Genomic DNA, 15,941 nt, shown 5'->3' with positions numbered 1-15,941 from the left:
GCGGAACCCGCGGGGCACGGGGAGCGACGCGTCCGGCCGGGGCGGCGCGAGTGGGGCACCGCCCGGGGGCAGGTTGCCGGGTCGAGACGTGCTGCGCCGGTGGAGGTCACGTGGGTTCACTCGTTCAGGTGGCAACCGGGCGGCTGACCGAGGAGGGGCCGGGGTCTGGTTCTACCTTCGTGGTGTCGGACCGAACAGGTGTGGGGGAGTAGTAGCCGCCGGTGCCCCGCGGGGCGGCTGCGCGGGCCAACGGTCGAGCGTGCCGGGCCCGTAGCGGGTGCTGCCCTCCCGGAGTGTCGCGCTTCCGCCGAGCGCCGGGCCGCCGGGCACCGGATCTCGCGGCGGGGCGGGCTCGACGGGTCCAGGTCCGGCCTGCCGCCGGCAGCCGTCCGGTCCCGATCGCCCTGCTCTGGAGGTTGTCGTGCGCGTCGCTCCGCTCACCGAGGGCACCCGTCCCGACGCGCGGCGTACCGAGGAGGGTCGGTGCGATCGGCTGTTGGCTGAGGAAACGTACCGGCAAGCCGCCGTGCTCACCGCCGGCAGCGAGTGCGGCCGGCGATGGCAGCGGCGCTGCGGCGCGGACCTCGACCGGATCCGGGTGGTGACGGGCCCGGCGGAGCCGGGCGCGCTGCCGGAGGCGGCCTGATGGGCCGCGATGAGGAGCCGTTACCGCCCCCGGCGGCGCAGGTGCGGCCGGGGGCGGCGGCCGGCCGGGAGCACCCGTCGGTCCGGGGCCGGTCGGGGGGCCCGGTGCGGGAGCTGGCCGAGCGCTATCGGTCCGTCTGCGAGCAGACGGTCGACCCGCTGGACATCGCGGCCGGCTCGGAGGGGGCCGGGCCGGGGCTGGGCCCGGCAGGCGCGCCGGCCGCCTTCCGCGCCCGGACGCGTCCCGTACTGCCGGTCGCGGTCGGTCTGCACCCGGCGTTGCTGGCCGTGCTCTCCTCCGCGGCGCTCGCCGTCCTGGCCGCGCTCGATCCGGGACCCGCTGCCGGGGCGGGCCTGCCGGCCGCCGCAGTGGGTCGGGTGTCCGTGCCGCTGCCGCCCTACGCCCGGGCGGTGCTCGGCCGTCCCGGGGGGTAGCGGCCGGCTGCTCCGCCGCTCTGAACCGGCCTCGTCCGTACTCGACCGACCTAACACCCGTAACCTGCCGTGCCCGCGAGGGACGGCGTCGTGGAAGGACACCCCCGATGAGGGTGCTGCTGCTGGGAGCCGACGGTTTCATCGGCCGCCGGGTCGCCGACCGTCTGATGGCCGACGACGAACTCCAGGTGACCGTGCTCGGCCGCCGCGACTCGGCCGACATCCGCTTCGACCTGACGGCGGGCAGCCCCGGGGCGCTGGCCAGGTTCCTGGACGCGGTGGTCCCGCAGGTGGTGATCAACTGCGCCGGGGCCACCTACGGCTCCTCGCGGACCCTGATCAGGGCGAACACCCTCGCGGTCGCCACCGTGTGCGAGGCGATCCGGCGCAGCCGGGAGCCTGCCAGGCTGGTGCACGTCGGGTCGGCGGCCGAGTACGGTCCGATGCCCTCGGGCGTGCCGATCCCGGAGGGCGCCGAGCCGCGGCCGGTCGGCCCGTACGGGGTGTCCAAGCTCGCGGGGACGGAGCTGGTGGTCTCCTCGGGGCTGGACGCGGCGGTGCTGCGGGTCTTCGACGTGGTCGGCCCGGGGTCGCCGGCGGCCTCGCTGTTCGGGCGGCTCGCCGAGGGGCTGCGCCGGGCGCTGGAGCAGGACGAGCGGCAGGTGCGGATGCCGGACCTGTCCGGATACCGGGATTTCGTGGATGTCCGGGACGTCGCCAGGGCGATCCAGGCGGCGGCGGTCTCGGCCGCCACCGGCGTGATCAACGTCGGTACCGGCCATGCGGTCCGGGCCCGGGACGCGGCCCAGCTGCTGGTCAGGACCGCTGGTTTCGAGGGCTCCATCAACGAGGATGCCCGCCAGGTGCTGGTGCCGAGCCAGAGTGCGGCCGACCCCGGCCACCGGGCCGCCGAGCCGCACCGGCCGGCGGAGGCCCGTCCGGTGCTGGAGCCGGTGCAGTGGCGGCAGGCCGATGTGCGGACCGCCAGGGACCGTCTCGGATGGCGGGCACTGGTGCCGCTGGAGGAGTCCCTGGGCGACATCTGGCTGGAGACGGCCTGCCGGGTCTGACCGCGCACAAGGCGTGCCTGGCAAGGGTGGTGGCGAGGCCCGGCCCTCGGCAGCCGGTCCACCATCCGGCGGTGCCCGTCTCGCCAGTCGGACATGCTGTCTCGGAATAGCGGCCCGGCATGACACTGTTGGCTTAAGCGGAATCGAAAGCTGTACAGAACTGACGACCATCGGAGTCCACGTGTCGCTGCCACCCCTGGTTGAGCCGGCCGCCGAGCTCACCGTTGACGAGGTCCGCCGGTACTCCCGTCACCTGATCATTCCGGATGTCGGGATGGCCGGGCAGAAGCGGCTGAAGAACGCCAAGGTGCTGTGCGTCGGCGCCGGTGGCCTCGGCTCGCCCGCCCTGATGTACCTGGCCGCGGCCGGTGTCGGCACGCTCGGCATCGTCGAGTTCGACGTCGTCGACGAGTCGAACCTCCAGCGCCAGATCATCCACGGCCAGTCCGACATCGGCCGCTCCAAGGGCGAGTCGGCGCGGGACTCGGTCAAGGAGATCAACCCGTACGTCAACGTGATCCTCCACGACGAGCGTCTCGACAACGACAACGTCATGGAGATCTTCTCCGGCTACGACCTGATCGTGGACGGCACGGACAACTTCGCCACCCGCTACCTGGTGAACGACGCCGCGGTGCTGCTCGGCAAGCCGTACGTCTGGGGCTCCATCTACCGGTTCGACGGCCAGGCCAGCGTCTTCTGGGCCGAGCACGGCCCCTGCTACCGCTGCCTCTACCCGGAGGCCCCGCCGCCGGGCATGGTCCCGTCCTGCGCCGAGGGCGGCGTGCTGGGCGTGCTCTGCGCGTCCATCGGTTCGATCCAGGTCACCGAGGCGATCAAGCTGCTCGCCGGCGTCGGAGACCCGCTGGTCGGCCGCCTGATGATCTACGACGCCCTGGAGATGACCTACCGCCAGGTCAAGGTCCGCAAGGACCCGAACTGCGCCGTCTGCGGTGAGAACCCGACCGTCACCGAGCTGATCGACTACGAGTCCTTCTGCGGTGTCGTCTCGGAGGAGGCCCAGGAGGCCGCGGCCGGTTCGACGATCACCTCCAAGCAGCTCAAGGAGTGGATCGACAGCGGCGAGAACATCGAGATCATCGATGTCCGCGAGGTCAACGAGTACGAGATCGTCAACATCCCGGGCGCCAGGCTGATCCCCAAGGGCGAGTTCCTGATGGGCACCGCGCTGGAGGCGCTGCCCCAGGACAAGAAGATCGTCCTGCACTGCAAGACCGGTGTCCGCTCGGCCGAGGTGCTGGCAGTGCTGAAGTCGGCCGGCTTCGCCGACGCGGTCCACCTGGGCGGCGGCGTGATCGGCTGGGTCAGCCAGATCGAGCCGCACAAGCCGACGTACTGAGCCGGCGGCGGAGGGCGACTCCCAGGGGCAGCCGGGGAGTCGCCCTCCGCCTCCCAGCGGGGCACCGGCGTGCGGTCCCGGCGCCGCCGCCGGTGCGCAGGGGCGGCCGGTTGATCAGAGCGCGTTCTTGCGCTGGAGGACGTTGTACGCGATCCAGCCCGGCAGCACCGGCAGCCAGAAGGTCAGCAGGCGGTAGAGGAAGACCGCCGGGGTGGCGACGGTCGGGGAGACGCCGGCCACCGTGAGGGCACCGATCAGCGCGATCTCGACCGGGCCGATTCCGCCCGGGGTCGGGATCGCGGATCCGGCCGCGTTGGCGGTCAGGAAGACCACGGCCACCACCGAGAAGCTCAGCGTCCCGCCGAAGGCCTGGATCGAGGCGTTCAGGCAGGCGGTGAAGCTCAGGGTGAGCAGCAGGATGCCGCCGAAGCCGGTGATCAGCTTGCGTGGCGTCTGCATCAGGTCGAGCATCCGGGGGACCACGCCGAAGAACAGCGAGCGGACCCGGGTCACCACGAACCGCCGCAGCGGCGCCACCGCCGCGACCACCAGCGCCAGCACGGCGGCCGTCAACACGCCGATGATCACCGCCCGTGAGGCGCCGAGATCGCCGCTGGTCTGGGTGCCGGTGACCAGGCCGAAGCTGAACAGCAGCAGCAGGTGCCCGCCGAGCCCGGCCAGCTGGGAGGCGCCGACACTCGCCACCGCCTGTCCCGGGCGGATACCCGCCTTCTGCAGGTAGCGGGTGTTCAACGCGATGCCGCCGATCGCGGCCGGCGCCACCAGCTTGACGAAGGACCCGGCCAGCTGTGCGGCCACCGTCCGCCCGAACGGCAGCCGCTCCGGTACGAAGCCGGTCAGGCTCATCGCCGCGGCGCCGTAGCTGGTCGCGGCGGCGGCCAGCGCGACCGCCGCCCAGACCCAGTTCATGTGGGAGAGCTTGAGCTGCGCGGGCTGGATGGTGGTCAGCGCCAGGTACGCGGCGAAGGTCAGCGCGATGACCATGATCAGGGTCTTCGGCTTGAGCCGCTCCAGCTTCGCCGGGGCCATCGGGGCCTCGGGCGCGATCTGCAGGATCTGGCCGCGGATCCGGCTCAGCAGGTCCTCGCCCGCGGCCGCGATGTCCTCCTCGGCCTGTGCTTGCGTCCGCTCGCCCGCCGCGACCTGGTCCAGCGCCAGCGCCTGGGCGGCGGCCTTGCGCTCCTTGGTGAGCCGCTTCAGGTCGACCCTGGTGGAGCGGCTCATCCCGACCGGCTGGAGCAGCGGCAGCGCGGCGGCGACCTTGTCGGCACCCAGCACCCGGTTGGCGACGGTTACCGTGCGCTCCGGGCCGACCCGCAGCGCGAAGGTGGTGACCAGCTGGGCGACGTCGATCCGCAGCGCCAGGTCACCGGCGGCGATGTCCCCACCGGAGAGGTTCACCAGGCAGCCGGTCTTCCCGTCCACCACCAGCATCGACTCGCCGGTGAGCCTGCGGTGGGCGATCCGCCGCTCGTGCAGCGCGCCGACCGACTCCCAGAGCGAGGCCATCACCTGGTCGGTGATCTCCTCGTCCGCCAGCTCGTCCAGGGTCGGCCCCGAGATCTTCTCGTAGACCAGGATCGCGGCGTCCGGCCCGAGCTCCGAGGTGGCCACCAGCTGCGGCGAGACCGCGCCGGAGGCGGCTGCCGCGTAGGCGATCAGGGCCTCCTGCTCCAGTGCCTGGCGCAGCGACTGCGGGCTGCGCCGGACGGCCACCGAACGCAGCCGCAGCCGCCGCCAGGCCCGGTAGAAGAAGCCGGAGGCCTGCTGCTCGCGGTCGATGATGTGGACGTCCAGCTCCGGGCCGTCCTGCTGCTGGACGTAGTAGCGGCGGGTGCCGCCGGGGGCGTCGGGGGCCCGGACCGCGCCCGCCGGCGCGAAGCCGACCTTCCGCAGGCCGATCAGCAGGTGCTGGCCGGTGGGGCGGATGTTCGGCGAGCCGATCGCGTACAGCGTGCCGTACGCCACGGACCAGCCGATCAGCACCGTCAGGATCAGTGAGAGCAGCGTGGTGTAGCCGCTGACCAGCTCGGTCAGGCCACTGAGGACGACCACCACCCAGAGCGCCACCCGCCAGCGCGGGCGGCTCGACATGCCGACCGCCGTCATGTAGGCGATCACCGGGGCCAGATAGCCGTGCACCGGGTCGGTCAGGGTCTGCCCGCCGCCCGGCGGCAGCTGGGTGAGCGCGTCCCGGATCGCCATCGGGGCGCCGGCCGCGACGTACCAGTCCACGCCGAGCGAGACCCCGTAGGAGAGCACGGAGGCGAGCACGCCGTCGGCGACCCGTAGGCCGTCGCGTTTGATCAGCCGTTCCACCGCGAAGGCCAGCGGCACGGCGAGCACCGCCACGCTGGAGACCAGGGCGGCGATGGTGCTCATCACGCTCGGGATGCGGTGGGCGTTGACGGAGATGTCGTTCTCCAGGCCCGTGGTGGTCGAGATGGCGAAGCGGGCCACCAGGAAGAGCGCCACGATGCCCGCGAGCCCGGCGAGGAACCGGATCAGGTCGGACGGGCGGTGCGCGCGGGCAGCGAGCAGCGGCTCGTCGACGGCGAGCATGCTGCGCCTCGGCTCGCCCTCCCGCACGTGCTTCTCCCCCTTGATCAACGACACCCGTCTCTGTGGTGCCGGTCGTCGCGACGGGACCTTCCCCGAAGCTGCGCGGGAGTGGCCGGTGGTGGGTCCTTCGGAGCCCCTGTCCACGTCCACGCCTGCCGTCCCGGTCATCTGGTCTTGTCCTCGTATCACCACTCACCGCCCCGAAGATGGTGGCATGCCCGGCGGGGTACCGCTGGACAGGGGCAGTATCGGGCGCGGCGGGCTCCGCGCGAGTGGCATTCCTCCGATCGGTCGGATGGGGAAGAATCACCCCGATGACGGAGAGTACGAACGCGGGTGGTCTGCCGCCCTTCGCCGAGTCGGTCCTCGACCTTACCGAGCGCATCCCGGCGGGCCGGGTGATGACGTACGGCGACGTCGCCGAGTACCTCGGCCAGGGCGGGCCCCGGCAGGTCGGGCGGGTAATGGCACTGTACGGCGGAGCGGTGCCCTGGTGGCGGGTGATCCGGGCGGACGGGCGGCCGCTGCCCGGACACGAGCACCGTGCGCTGGGCCACTACCGCGAGGAGGGCACCCCGCTGCGCACCGTCGGCGGCGAGATGCGGGTCGACCTCCGCCGCGCCCGCTGGGACGGACGGTAGCCGATCACGGGAGTACGAACCCGGCGGCTTCCGGTTGCGCGCGCGGATCCCCGCGCCCCCGGGGCGTTGCGTGGTTGCGGGCCGGGGACCGTAGGCTCGTTGGTCATGGGCCGGAGCGGCCCGCCCGCTGTCCGATCTGCCCAGGATGTTCGTGACCTCCCCTTTCCGCTTGGTGCGCAGCCCCCTCGCCCAGCCCGCCCCGCCCGTACTGGACGAGTACCAGCGAGCCGTGGCCGAGCACCCGGGCGGCCCGCTGCTGGTGCTGGCCGGCCCGGGGACGGGCAAGACCACGACCCTGGTGGAGTCGGTGGTCCGGCGGATCGAGCGAGGCACCGACCCCGAGAAGATCCTGGTCCTCACCTTCAGCCGCAAGGCCGCGATGGAGCTGCGCGACCGGATGACCGGTCGCCTCGGCAACGGCGCTCTCGCCCCGCAGGCCACCACCTTCCACTCCTTCTGCTACGCGCTGCTCCGCTCCCACCAGGACCCTCAGGCGTACGCCGAGCCGCTGCGGCTGCTCTCCGGCCCGGAGCAGGACGTGATGGTCCGCGAGTTGCTGGCGGGCCATGCCGAGGACGCCAGGCTGGGCGTCGGAGGGATCAGCTGGCCGCTGGACCTGCGCGCCTGCCTGACCACCCGCGGCTTCGCCGACGAGGTCCGGGCCGTGCTCGCCCGCAGCCGCGAACTCGGCCTCGGCGAGGCGGAGCTGAGCCGCTTCGCGGACGGGGTGCAGCGTCCGGACTGGGCCGCCGCCGCGCACTTCCTCGCCGACTACCTGGACGTCCTGGACCTGCGAGGCGTGCTCGACTACGCCGAGCTGGTGCACCGCGCGGTCCTGCTCGCCGAGCGGCCCGAGGTGCGCAAGTCGCTGCGCGAGCGGTACGAGGTCGTCTTCGTGGACGAGTACCAGGACACCGACCCCTCCCAGGTCCGGCTGCTGCGGCAGCTGGCGGGCGACGGCCGGGACCTGGTCGCGGTGGGCGACCCGGACCAGTCGATCTACGCCTTCCGCGGTGCCGACATCAACGGCATCCTCGACTTCCCCGAGTCCTTCCCGCGGGCCGACGGCCACCCCGCCGAGGTCAGGGTGCTGCGAGTGTCCCGCCGCTCGGGCGCCGTGCTGCTCGCCGCCACCCGGGAGCTGACCCGCCGGATGCCGATGGGCCGGCTGCCCGCGGACAAGCTCGCCCAGCACCGGGCGCTGCTGCCCTCCCGCGAGGGCGGCCGGGTCGAGGTGTACACCTACCCGACCCCCGGGGCGGAACTCGACAGCATCGCCGATCTGCTGCGCCGCGCCCATCTGGAGGACGGCATACCGTGGGGCGAGATGGCGGTCCTGGTCCGGGCCGGGGCGCGCTCCATACCCGGCGTACGGCGGGCGCTCGGCGCGGCCGGGGTCCCGCTGGAGATCGACGGCGACGACCTGCCGCTGCGCGACGAACCGGCCGTGGCCCCGCTGCTGCTCGCCCTGCGGGTCTGCGCCCGCCCGGCGGACGAGTGCACCGCCGAGACCACCCACGCCCTGCTCACCGGCCCGCTCGGCGGCCTGGACGGCTCCGACCTGCGGCGCCTGGGCCGTGCCCTGCGCGAGGAGGAGCGGCAGGCGCTGCGGGCGGCGGACACCGACGGGGACGCGGGCGGGCGGCCCGGGGCCGTACGCTCCGCCGAGGAGCTGATCCGAGAAGCGCTGGCCGAGCCCGAGCGGCTGGTCGCGATGGACCCGGCGTACGCGCGACGGGCCCGCGACCTCGGCACGCTGCTGCGCAAGGTGCGGGAACTGCTGGCCGGTGGCGGCGGCGCCGAGGAGGCGCTGTGGGAGCTGTGGGAGGGTGGCCGCCGCTGGCGCGAGCGGCTGGAGCGGGCCGCGCTGCGCGGCGGCGCGGCGGGCCGCAACGCAGACCGCGACCTGGACGCGCTGTGCGCGCTGTTCGAGACCGCCGCCCGCGCCGAGGAACAGGTCGCGGGCCACCGGGGCGCGCTGGACTTCCTGGCCGAACTGGAGGCCCAGGACATCGCCGCCGACACCCTGACCGTCCGGACCGTCCGGCCGGACGCGGTGCGGCTGATGACCGCCCACCGGTCCAAGGGACTGGAGTGGCGGCTGGTCGTGGTCGCCGGGGTCCAGGACGGCCTCTGGCCGGACCTGCGCCGCCGCGGCTCGCTGCTGGAGGCCGACCGGATCGGCCGGGACGGCCTCGCCGAACCGCTCTCCCCGGCGGCCCTGCTCGGCGAGGAGCGCCGGCTCTTCTACGTCGCTGCGACCCGGGCGAAGGAGCGGCTGGTCGTGACCGCCGTCAAGGCACCCGCCGAGGACGGCGACGAACCCTCCCGCTTCCTGCGCGAGCTGTACCGGGAGGAGACCGACCCGAGGACCGGGCGGGTGCGCAGTCGCACCCCGCAGGTCGCCGTCGAGGACGTGCCCCACCGGCCGCGCCGCCCGCTGTCCGTGTCCGCGCTGGTCGCCGAGCTGCGGGCGGTCACCGTCGACCCGGCGCGGGAGCCCGGGCTGCGCCGGGCCGCCGCCGAGCGGCTGGCCGTGCTGGCCGCCGCCGCGGACGAGGACGGGGTGCCGCTGGTCCCGGCCGCCCACCCGGACCGCTGGTGGGGCCTGCTGGACCGCTCCGAGTCCGCCGAACCGCTGCGGGAGGCGGCCGAACCGGTCCGGCTCTCCGGCAGCGGGCTGGAGCAGTTGGAGAGCTGCGCGCTCCAGTGGTTCCTGGACAAGGACGTCAAGGCCGCCGGGACCACCACGGCCGCCCAGGGGTTCGGCAACGTGGTGCACGCCCTGGCCGATGAGGTCGGCTCGGGGCGCACCCCGGCCGACCTGGCGGTGCTGATGGAGCGCCTGGACACGGTCTGGGACGCGCTGGCCTTCGACGCGCCGTGGAAGTCCCAGCAGGAGAAGGAGCAGGCGCGCGCCGCCCTGGAACGCTTCCTGCACTGGCACGTCCTGGAACGCGGCCGCACCACCGTGGCCACCGAGCACGGCTTCGACCTCACCCTGCCGGTCGGCGGGATCGACGTACGGATCCGGGGCTCGATGGACCGGGTCGAGCGGGACGCGGCCGGCCGCGCGTACGTGGTGGACTTCAAGACCGGCAAGCAGATCCCCACCGAGAAGTCGCTGCCCGAACACAAGCAGCTGGCCGTCTACCAGCTCGCCGTCCGGGGCGGAGCGCTCGCCGACCTGCCCGGGTTCGAGTCCGGCGCCACCTCCGGCGGGGCCGAGCTGGTACACCTGCGGGAGCCAGCCAAGGGTGCCCCCGAGGCCCCCAAGGTCCAGCAGCAGGGGGCGCCGGACGGCGAGCCGTGGATCGAGAACCTGCTCGCGGACGCGGCGGGACGGGTGCTCGCCGAGCGCTTCGTGCCGACGGCGAGTGACGGCTGCACCCGCTGCGCCTTCCGCAGCAGCTGCTCGGCCCAGCGCGACGGGCGCCAGCTGATCGAGTGAGACCGGCGGAGCCAGGGACTCCTCGGGGCAGGCGGGCGATCGACAGGGGCGCGGGAAACCGCGCGTTCCGGCAGGCACACCGGTTTGTCGGAGGTACCGGTTAGCTTGGAGTGCGTGCGTGCCGTGCTCAGTGACCCAGAACAGCTGAAGGAACTGCTTGGCATCCCGTTCAACCGGGAGCAGATGGCGGCGATCGGCGCGCCTCTGGAGCCCGCCGTGATCGTGGCCGGGGCCGGGTCGGGGAAGACCACGGTGATGGCCGCCCGGGTGGTGTGGCTGGTCGGCTCGGGTGCGGTCCGGCCCGAGGAGGTGCTGGGACTCACCTTCACCAACAAGGCGGCGGGCGAGCTGGCCGAACGCGTCCGGGACGCGCTGCGCCGGGCCCGGGTGCTGGACGCCGACGAGGAGGTGCTGGGCGAGCCGGAGATCTCCACCTACCACGCCTTCGCCGGCCGGCTGCTGAAGGAGCACGGCCTGCGGCTCGGCATCGAGCCGGACGTCCGTCTGCTCGCCGACGCCACCCGCTTCCAGTTGGCCGCCAAGGTGCTGCGTTCCGCGCGCGGCCCCTACCCGGCGCTGACCGGCGCCTTCTCGGGGCTCGTCGCCGACCTGATCGCGCTCGACGGCGAGCTGGCCGAGCACCTGGTCGAGCCCGCCGGGCTGCGCGCCTTCGACCAGGACCTGCTGGACGAGCTCGCCACCGCCAGGCTCAGCAACGACGACCTGCGCGCCGTCCCACAGACCGCCCGGGCCCGGCTGGAACTGCTGCAGCTGGTCGAGGAGTACCGCCGCCGCAAGCAGGCCCTCGGGCTGATGGACTTCGGCGACCAGATAGCCGCCTCCGCCCGGCTCGCGCAGCAGCGCCCCGAGGTCGGCGAGCTGCTCCGGGCGCAGTTCAGGGTGGTGCTGCTGGACGAGTACCAGGACACCTCGGTGGCCCAGCGGCTGATGCTCTCCGGCCTGTTCGGCAAGTCGCGCACCGCCTGTGGGCACCCGGTCACCGCGGTCGGCGACCCCTGCCAGGCGATCTACGGCTGGCGCGGTGCGTCCGTCGCCAACCTGGACGACTTCCCCGCCCACTTCCCGCGCCACGACGGCAGCCCCGCCACCCGGTACGCGCTCAGCGAGAACCGCCGCAGCGGCGGGCGGCTGCTCGCCTTCGCCAACGAGCTGGCCGCGCCGCTGCGCGCGATGCACCGGGGCGTCGAGGCGCTGCGCCCCGCGCCGGGGGAGGAGCAGAGCGGGTTCGTGCGCTGCGCCCTGCTGCCCACCCACGCCGAGGAGATCGACTGGCTGGCCGACTCCATCGCCCACCTGGTCGCCACCGGCACCGCGCCCGGGCGGATCGCCGTGCTCTGCCGGAGCGGCGCGTCCTTCGCGGACATCCACGCGGCACTGGTGGCCCGGGAGGTGCCGGTGGAGGTGGTCGGGCTCGGTGGGCTGCTGCAGCTGCCCGAGGTGGCCGACCTGGTCGCGGTCTGCGAGGTGCTGCAGGACCCCACGGCCAACGCCGCGCTGGTGCGGCTGCTGATCGGCCCGCGCTGGCGGATCGGCCCGCGCGACCTCGCCCTGCTCGGCCGCCGGGCCGCCGAACTCGTCCGCACCGCCCGCCCGGAGGGCCTGGACGCGCTGAGCGTCGCGGTGGCCGAGACCGACCCGACCGAGGTGGTCTCGCTGGCCGACGCGCTGGAGACCTTCCTGGAGGCCGAGCAGCCGGACGAGCTGCCGTTCTCCGCCGAGGCCAGGGTGCGCTTCGCCCGGCTCGCTCAGGAGATCCGCGAGCTGCGCCGGACGCTGGCCGAGCCGCTGATGGACGTGCTGCACCGGGTCCTGGCGGTGACCGGCCTCGAGGTGGAGCTCGCCGCCTCCCCGCACGCCCTGGCCGCGCGCCGCCGGGAGACCCTGCACGGCTTCCTGGACGTGGCCGCCTCCTTCGCGGACCTGGACGGCGACCCGGGCCTGACCGCCTTCCTGGCCTTCCTGCGGGCCTCCCAGGAGTACGAACGCGGCCTGGACAGCAGCCTGCCCGGCGGTGAGGACACCGTGAAGGTGCTCACCGCGCACAAGTCCAAGGGCCTGGAGTGGGACGTGGTCGCCGTCCCCGGACTGGTGAAGGACGCGTTCCCGAGCAGCAAGGGGCGCGAACGCTGGACCAGCACCAAGAAGGTGCTTCCGCACGCCCTGCGCGGTGACGCGGCCACCCTGCCCTCGGTCGGGAAGTGGGCGCCCAAGGAGATCGGGATCTTCAAGAAGGCGATGGCCGAGCACTCCGCCGTCGAGGAACTGCGGCTCGGCTACGTCGCGTTCACCCGGCCCCGCGCGCTGCTGCTCGCCTCGGGCCACTGGTGGGGTCCCAGCCAGAAGCGGCGGCGCGGGCCGTCGGGCTTCCTGCTGGAGTTGAAGGCGCACTGCGAGAAGCCGGGCTGCGGCGAGGTCGAGCGGTGGGCCGAGCCGCCGCTGCCTGATGCCGAGAATCCGGCGCTGGCCATCTCGGTGGAGACCCCGTGGCCGCTGCCGCTGGATGAGGCCGCACAGGCCGCCCGGCGCCGGGTCGCCGAGCTGGTGCACCGCCGTCTGGCCGGCGAAGTCGCCCCCGAGCCCGAGAAGTTGAGCCCCGAGGCGGAGCGTCAGGTGGCCTCCTGGGACCGTGATCTGACCGTGCTGCTGGGGGAGTTGGAGCGTTCCCGGCGCGCGGTGCGCGAGGTGCCGCTGCCGGCCTCGATGTCGGCCTCCCAGTTGATGCGCCTGGCTGCCGATCCGGACGGCTTCGCCCGCGAGTTGGCCCGCCCGATGCCCCGGCCGCCGCAGCCCGCCGCCCGCCGGGGCACCCGGTTCCACGCCTGGGTGCAGTCCCGGATCGAGCCGCTCATGCTGATCGAACCCGGCGCCCTGCCCGGCGTGGACGACGACGGGATCGAGGACGAGCGCGACCTCGAGCGGCTCAAGGAGGCCTTCCTGCGCAGCCCGTACGCGGACCGGACGCCGTACCGGGTCGAAGCTCCGTTCCAGCTGGTGCTCGCGGGGCGGGTGGTGCGCGGCCGGATCGACGCGGTGTACCGGGAGCGTGACGGTGGCACAGGGTCACCGGGCGTGTCGCGGTACGAGGTGGTGGACTGGAAGACGCACCGGGACCAGACGGCCGATCCGCTGCAGCTCGCCATCTACCGGCTGGCCTGGGCGGAGCAGATGGGGGTCGAGCCCGAGCAGGTCACGGCTTCGTTCCTCTATGTCCGCAGCGGTCGTGTCGTAAGACCGTCAGGACTTCCCGGCCGAAAAGAGTTGACCGAGCTCCTGATCGGGAATAGTGAAGAATGAGTCACGCAGAGCATCCAAGTCGTCACAGGATCGCACGAAACCTGTGCGCTGTGCACTTTTCACGCCTATTGTGAGGTCGGTAACCGGTCAACCCCAGTGCTCCGGCCGCCGACGAGGACGAAGTCCCTGACCCTCTGTCATCACCGCAGGTGTCCCCTGGCACCGGCCACCTTCCGCTGGAGAGACCGAAGTTGAGCGCGACCGGATGGATCAGAGAGCGGCTCGCGGGGCCGGTCCCGGGAGCCGTTCCAGGAGCCGTCACCGGCACCTGGCCGAAGACCGCCCTGGCGCTGCCGTTCATCGGCATGCTGCTGGTGGTCTCCCTCGACTACTTCAGCAACTCCTCGGTGACGGTCGAACCGGCCATCACCGCGGTCCCCGCACTGGCCGCCGTGGTCAGCAGACGCACGTGGTACCCGCTGGTGATCGGCCTGTTCACCGAGCTCGCGGCCTTCGTGATGGCGCTCTACAACGATGTGCTCGGCCAGTCCGTGCACACCGCCACCGTCTTCGCCATCGCACTGGTCGCCGGCATCGGCTGGGTCAGCGCGACCCTGCGGCTGCGGCAGGAGAAGGCCCTCGCCGACGCCCAGGTGGTGGCCGAGATCGCCAGGCGGGTACTGCTGCGTCCGGTCCCCGACCGGGTCGGCAGCGTGCGGGCCGCCGTCCACTACGCGGCCGCGGCGGCCCACGCCCGGATCGGCGGCGACCTCTACGAGGTGGTCAACACCCGGCACGGTGTCCGGGCCGTGGTCGGCGACGTCCGGGGCAAGGGGCTCAACGCGGTGGAGACGGCGGCCGCCGTGCTCGGCGCGTTCCGCGAGGCCGCCCACCAGGAGCCCGAGCTGGCCAAGGTGGCCGGCTGGCTGGCCGTCAGCCTGGACCGGGCCCTGCACGAGAACGACCACCCCGGGGTCGAGGAGGAGTTCGTCACCCTGGTCCTGATCGGAGTCGGCCCGGACGGCGTCGCGGAGATCGTCAACTGCGGCCACCCGGCACCACTGCTACTTCGGGCCGATGAGCCGGTAAGGGCGCTGGAGTCGGCGGAGAGCGTGCCGCCGCTCGGGGTGCTCGATCCGGCCGACGTCCGGCCGCCGGTGCACCGGGTGCGGGTGCACCCCGGGGACCGGGTGCTGCTCTTCACCGACGGCGTGATCGAGGCCCGCGACCACCGGGGCGTCTTCTACCCGCTCGCGGAACGCCTTCCGCAGGTCGCCTCCGGCGACCCGGTCGAGATCCTGGACCGGATCCACGACGACGTCGTGCGCCACGTCGGCCGCACCCTGGGGGACGACGCGGCGATGCTCCTGCTGCAGTACGAGCCGACCGTCCATCACCTCCCGCACCAGCCGGGCCACCAGGCGGCCGCCCCGGCCTGACGGGTGCGGGCGGACGGACCCTCAGAGCGTGACCTCGACGACCAGGGGCCGGTGGTCGGAGACCGCCGCCCGGGGGGCCGAGGCCGGCCCGACGGCGGTGCGGGGGACGCCGATCGCCAGGACGTGGTCGAACTGGACGGCCGGGTTGTGCGAGGGGTAGGTCGGGGTCCTCGCCAGGTCGTACCAGCCCTGGAGGCGCGGCCGCGGCTCCCGTACCCGCCGCCGGCGCGCCCCCGGTTGCATCGCCTGCGCCGCCCGCAGGCGGCGGGCCGCCCGCAGATCACGCCGTCGCGGCCGCTCCGACCTCCACTGCCGCGCGGTCTTCAGATCCAGTGCGCTGGCCCCGCCGAGCACCGTCCGGGGCATCGCGCCGATCAGGTTGAAGTCGCCGAGCACCAGGTACGGCTTCGGCAGGTCGGCGATCCACCGCCGGATGCCCGCGAGTTGGGCCATGTTCCAGCCGGGCACGAAGGACAGATGGGTGGCGACCACCGTGAACGGCCCCCGCTCGCCCTCCAGCACGGCGGCCACCGCGGCGCGCGGCTCGTCCGGTACGGGCGTCAACCCGCGCCGCCCGGCGACCCGCAGCGGCAGTCCGAACGGCGCGGGCGCGAACCTGCGCGCCCGCCAGTGCCGCACCGGCAGCCGGGTGAGCAGCGCCGTGCCGTACGAGGGCAGGTCGGTGGCGGTGTCGATGTCGCCGGGCCCGTACACCTGGAGGCCGGGGACGGACGGGTCGGGCACCCAGCCGGCCACCGGGGCCGGGCGTCCGTGCAGCGCGGCGGCGAAGCGCCAGTCGGCGGCGCCCATCGCCTTGGCGGCGGTGGCGGCCTGGTCGACCAGGCCGGAGCGCATCTGGTAGCGGTCGACCTCCTGGAGGGCGAGCACGTCCGCGTCCAGTCCGGCGATGGCCTCGAGCAGCGGGTCGGCGGCCTCGGACGGATAGGGCAGCGGGCTGCCGTCGGCGGCCAGGGGCTGACCGTGCAACAGGTTGAAGGTGGCGATGCGCAGCTGGCTCACCGTACGACGGTACCGGCTGCGCTTGAGTGGGCAGGGCATACC

Annotated in this window: 10 protein-coding genes; 8 read left to right on the top strand and 2 right to left on the bottom strand. The window is 73.7% G+C overall.

Annotation, left to right across the window (positions count from 1 at the left end):
* Nucleotides 1-496: 496 nt before the first annotated feature.
* From ACZ5ON_RS12725 to moeZ, 4 genes are all read left to right on the top strand, one after another.
* Nucleotides 497-646 (top strand): hypothetical protein, encoded by a 150-nt coding sequence (locus ACZ5ON_RS12725; protein WP_465589895.1) that lies wholly within the window; start codon nt 497-499, stop codon nt 644-646.
* Nucleotides 646-1,080, top strand: a complete 435-nt coding sequence (locus ACZ5ON_RS12720; RefSeq protein ID WP_465589892.1) for a hypothetical protein — start codon at nt 646-648, stop codon at nt 1,078-1,080. The genes ACZ5ON_RS12725 and ACZ5ON_RS12720 overlap by 1 nt, the downstream gene beginning before the upstream one ends.
* A gap of 107 nt (nt 1,081-1,187) precedes the next feature.
* A complete protein-coding gene (locus tag ACZ5ON_RS12715) occupies nt 1,188-2,150 on the top strand; it encodes an NAD-dependent epimerase/dehydratase family protein (RefSeq protein WP_465589887.1) in 963 nt (320 codons plus the stop codon).
* Between the two features lie 181 nt (nt 2,151-2,331).
* The gene (gene moeZ / locus ACZ5ON_RS12710; RefSeq protein ID WP_465589884.1) at nt 2,332-3,510 is read left to right on the top strand and encodes an adenylyltransferase/sulfurtransferase MoeZ; all 1,179 of its coding nucleotides are present in this window, start codon (nt 2,332-2,334) and stop codon (nt 3,508-3,510) included.
* Nucleotides 3,511-3,624: 114 nt separating this feature from the next.
* Here moeZ and ACZ5ON_RS12705 read toward each other — a convergent pair whose 3' ends face one another.
* The gene (locus tag ACZ5ON_RS12705) at nt 3,625-6,261 is read right to left on the bottom strand and encodes a flippase-like domain-containing protein (protein WP_465589880.1); all 2,637 of its coding nucleotides are present in this window, start codon (nt 6,259-6,261) and stop codon (nt 3,625-3,627) included.
* A 146-nt stretch (nt 6,262-6,407) separates the two neighbouring features.
* Between ACZ5ON_RS12705 and ACZ5ON_RS12700 the strand changes: the two genes are divergently transcribed.
* The 4 genes from ACZ5ON_RS12700 to ACZ5ON_RS12685 all read left to right on the top strand — a co-directional run bounded on the left by ACZ5ON_RS12700 (nt 6,408) and on the right by ACZ5ON_RS12685 (nt 14,879).
* Complete coding sequence (locus ACZ5ON_RS12700) at nt 6,408-6,734, top strand: MGMT family protein (RefSeq protein ID WP_344638349.1); 327 nt, start codon at nt 6,408-6,410, stop codon at nt 6,732-6,734.
* A 145-nt stretch (nt 6,735-6,879) separates the two neighbouring features.
* A complete protein-coding gene (locus tag ACZ5ON_RS12695) occupies nt 6,880-10,185 on the top strand; it encodes an ATP-dependent helicase (protein ID WP_465589876.1) in 3,306 nt (1,101 codons plus the stop codon).
* Nucleotides 10,186-10,299: 114 nt separating this feature from the next.
* A complete protein-coding gene (locus ACZ5ON_RS12690; protein ID WP_465589873.1) occupies nt 10,300-13,500 on the top strand; it encodes a UvrD-helicase domain-containing protein in 3,201 nt (1,066 codons plus the stop codon).
* A gap of 191 nt (nt 13,501-13,691) precedes the next feature.
* Nucleotides 13,692-14,879, top strand: coding sequence for a PP2C family protein-serine/threonine phosphatase (locus ACZ5ON_RS12685; protein ID WP_465589870.1), 1,188 nt, complete (start codon nt 13,692-13,694; stop codon nt 14,877-14,879).
* 21 nt (nt 14,880-14,900) lie between these two features.
* On the opposite strand, the gene ACZ5ON_RS12680 is transcribed toward ACZ5ON_RS12685, so the two are convergent.
* Nucleotides 14,901-15,899, bottom strand: coding sequence for an endonuclease/exonuclease/phosphatase family protein (locus ACZ5ON_RS12680; RefSeq protein WP_465589867.1), 999 nt, complete (start codon nt 15,897-15,899; stop codon nt 14,901-14,903).
* Nucleotides 15,900-15,941: the final 42 nt, after the last annotated feature.

It is taken from the genome of Kitasatospora sp. NPDC032150 (assembly GCF_055579945.1).
Note: the sequence above shows the minus strand (reverse complement) of the source record. Positions and strands in the feature narration are given on the sequence as shown.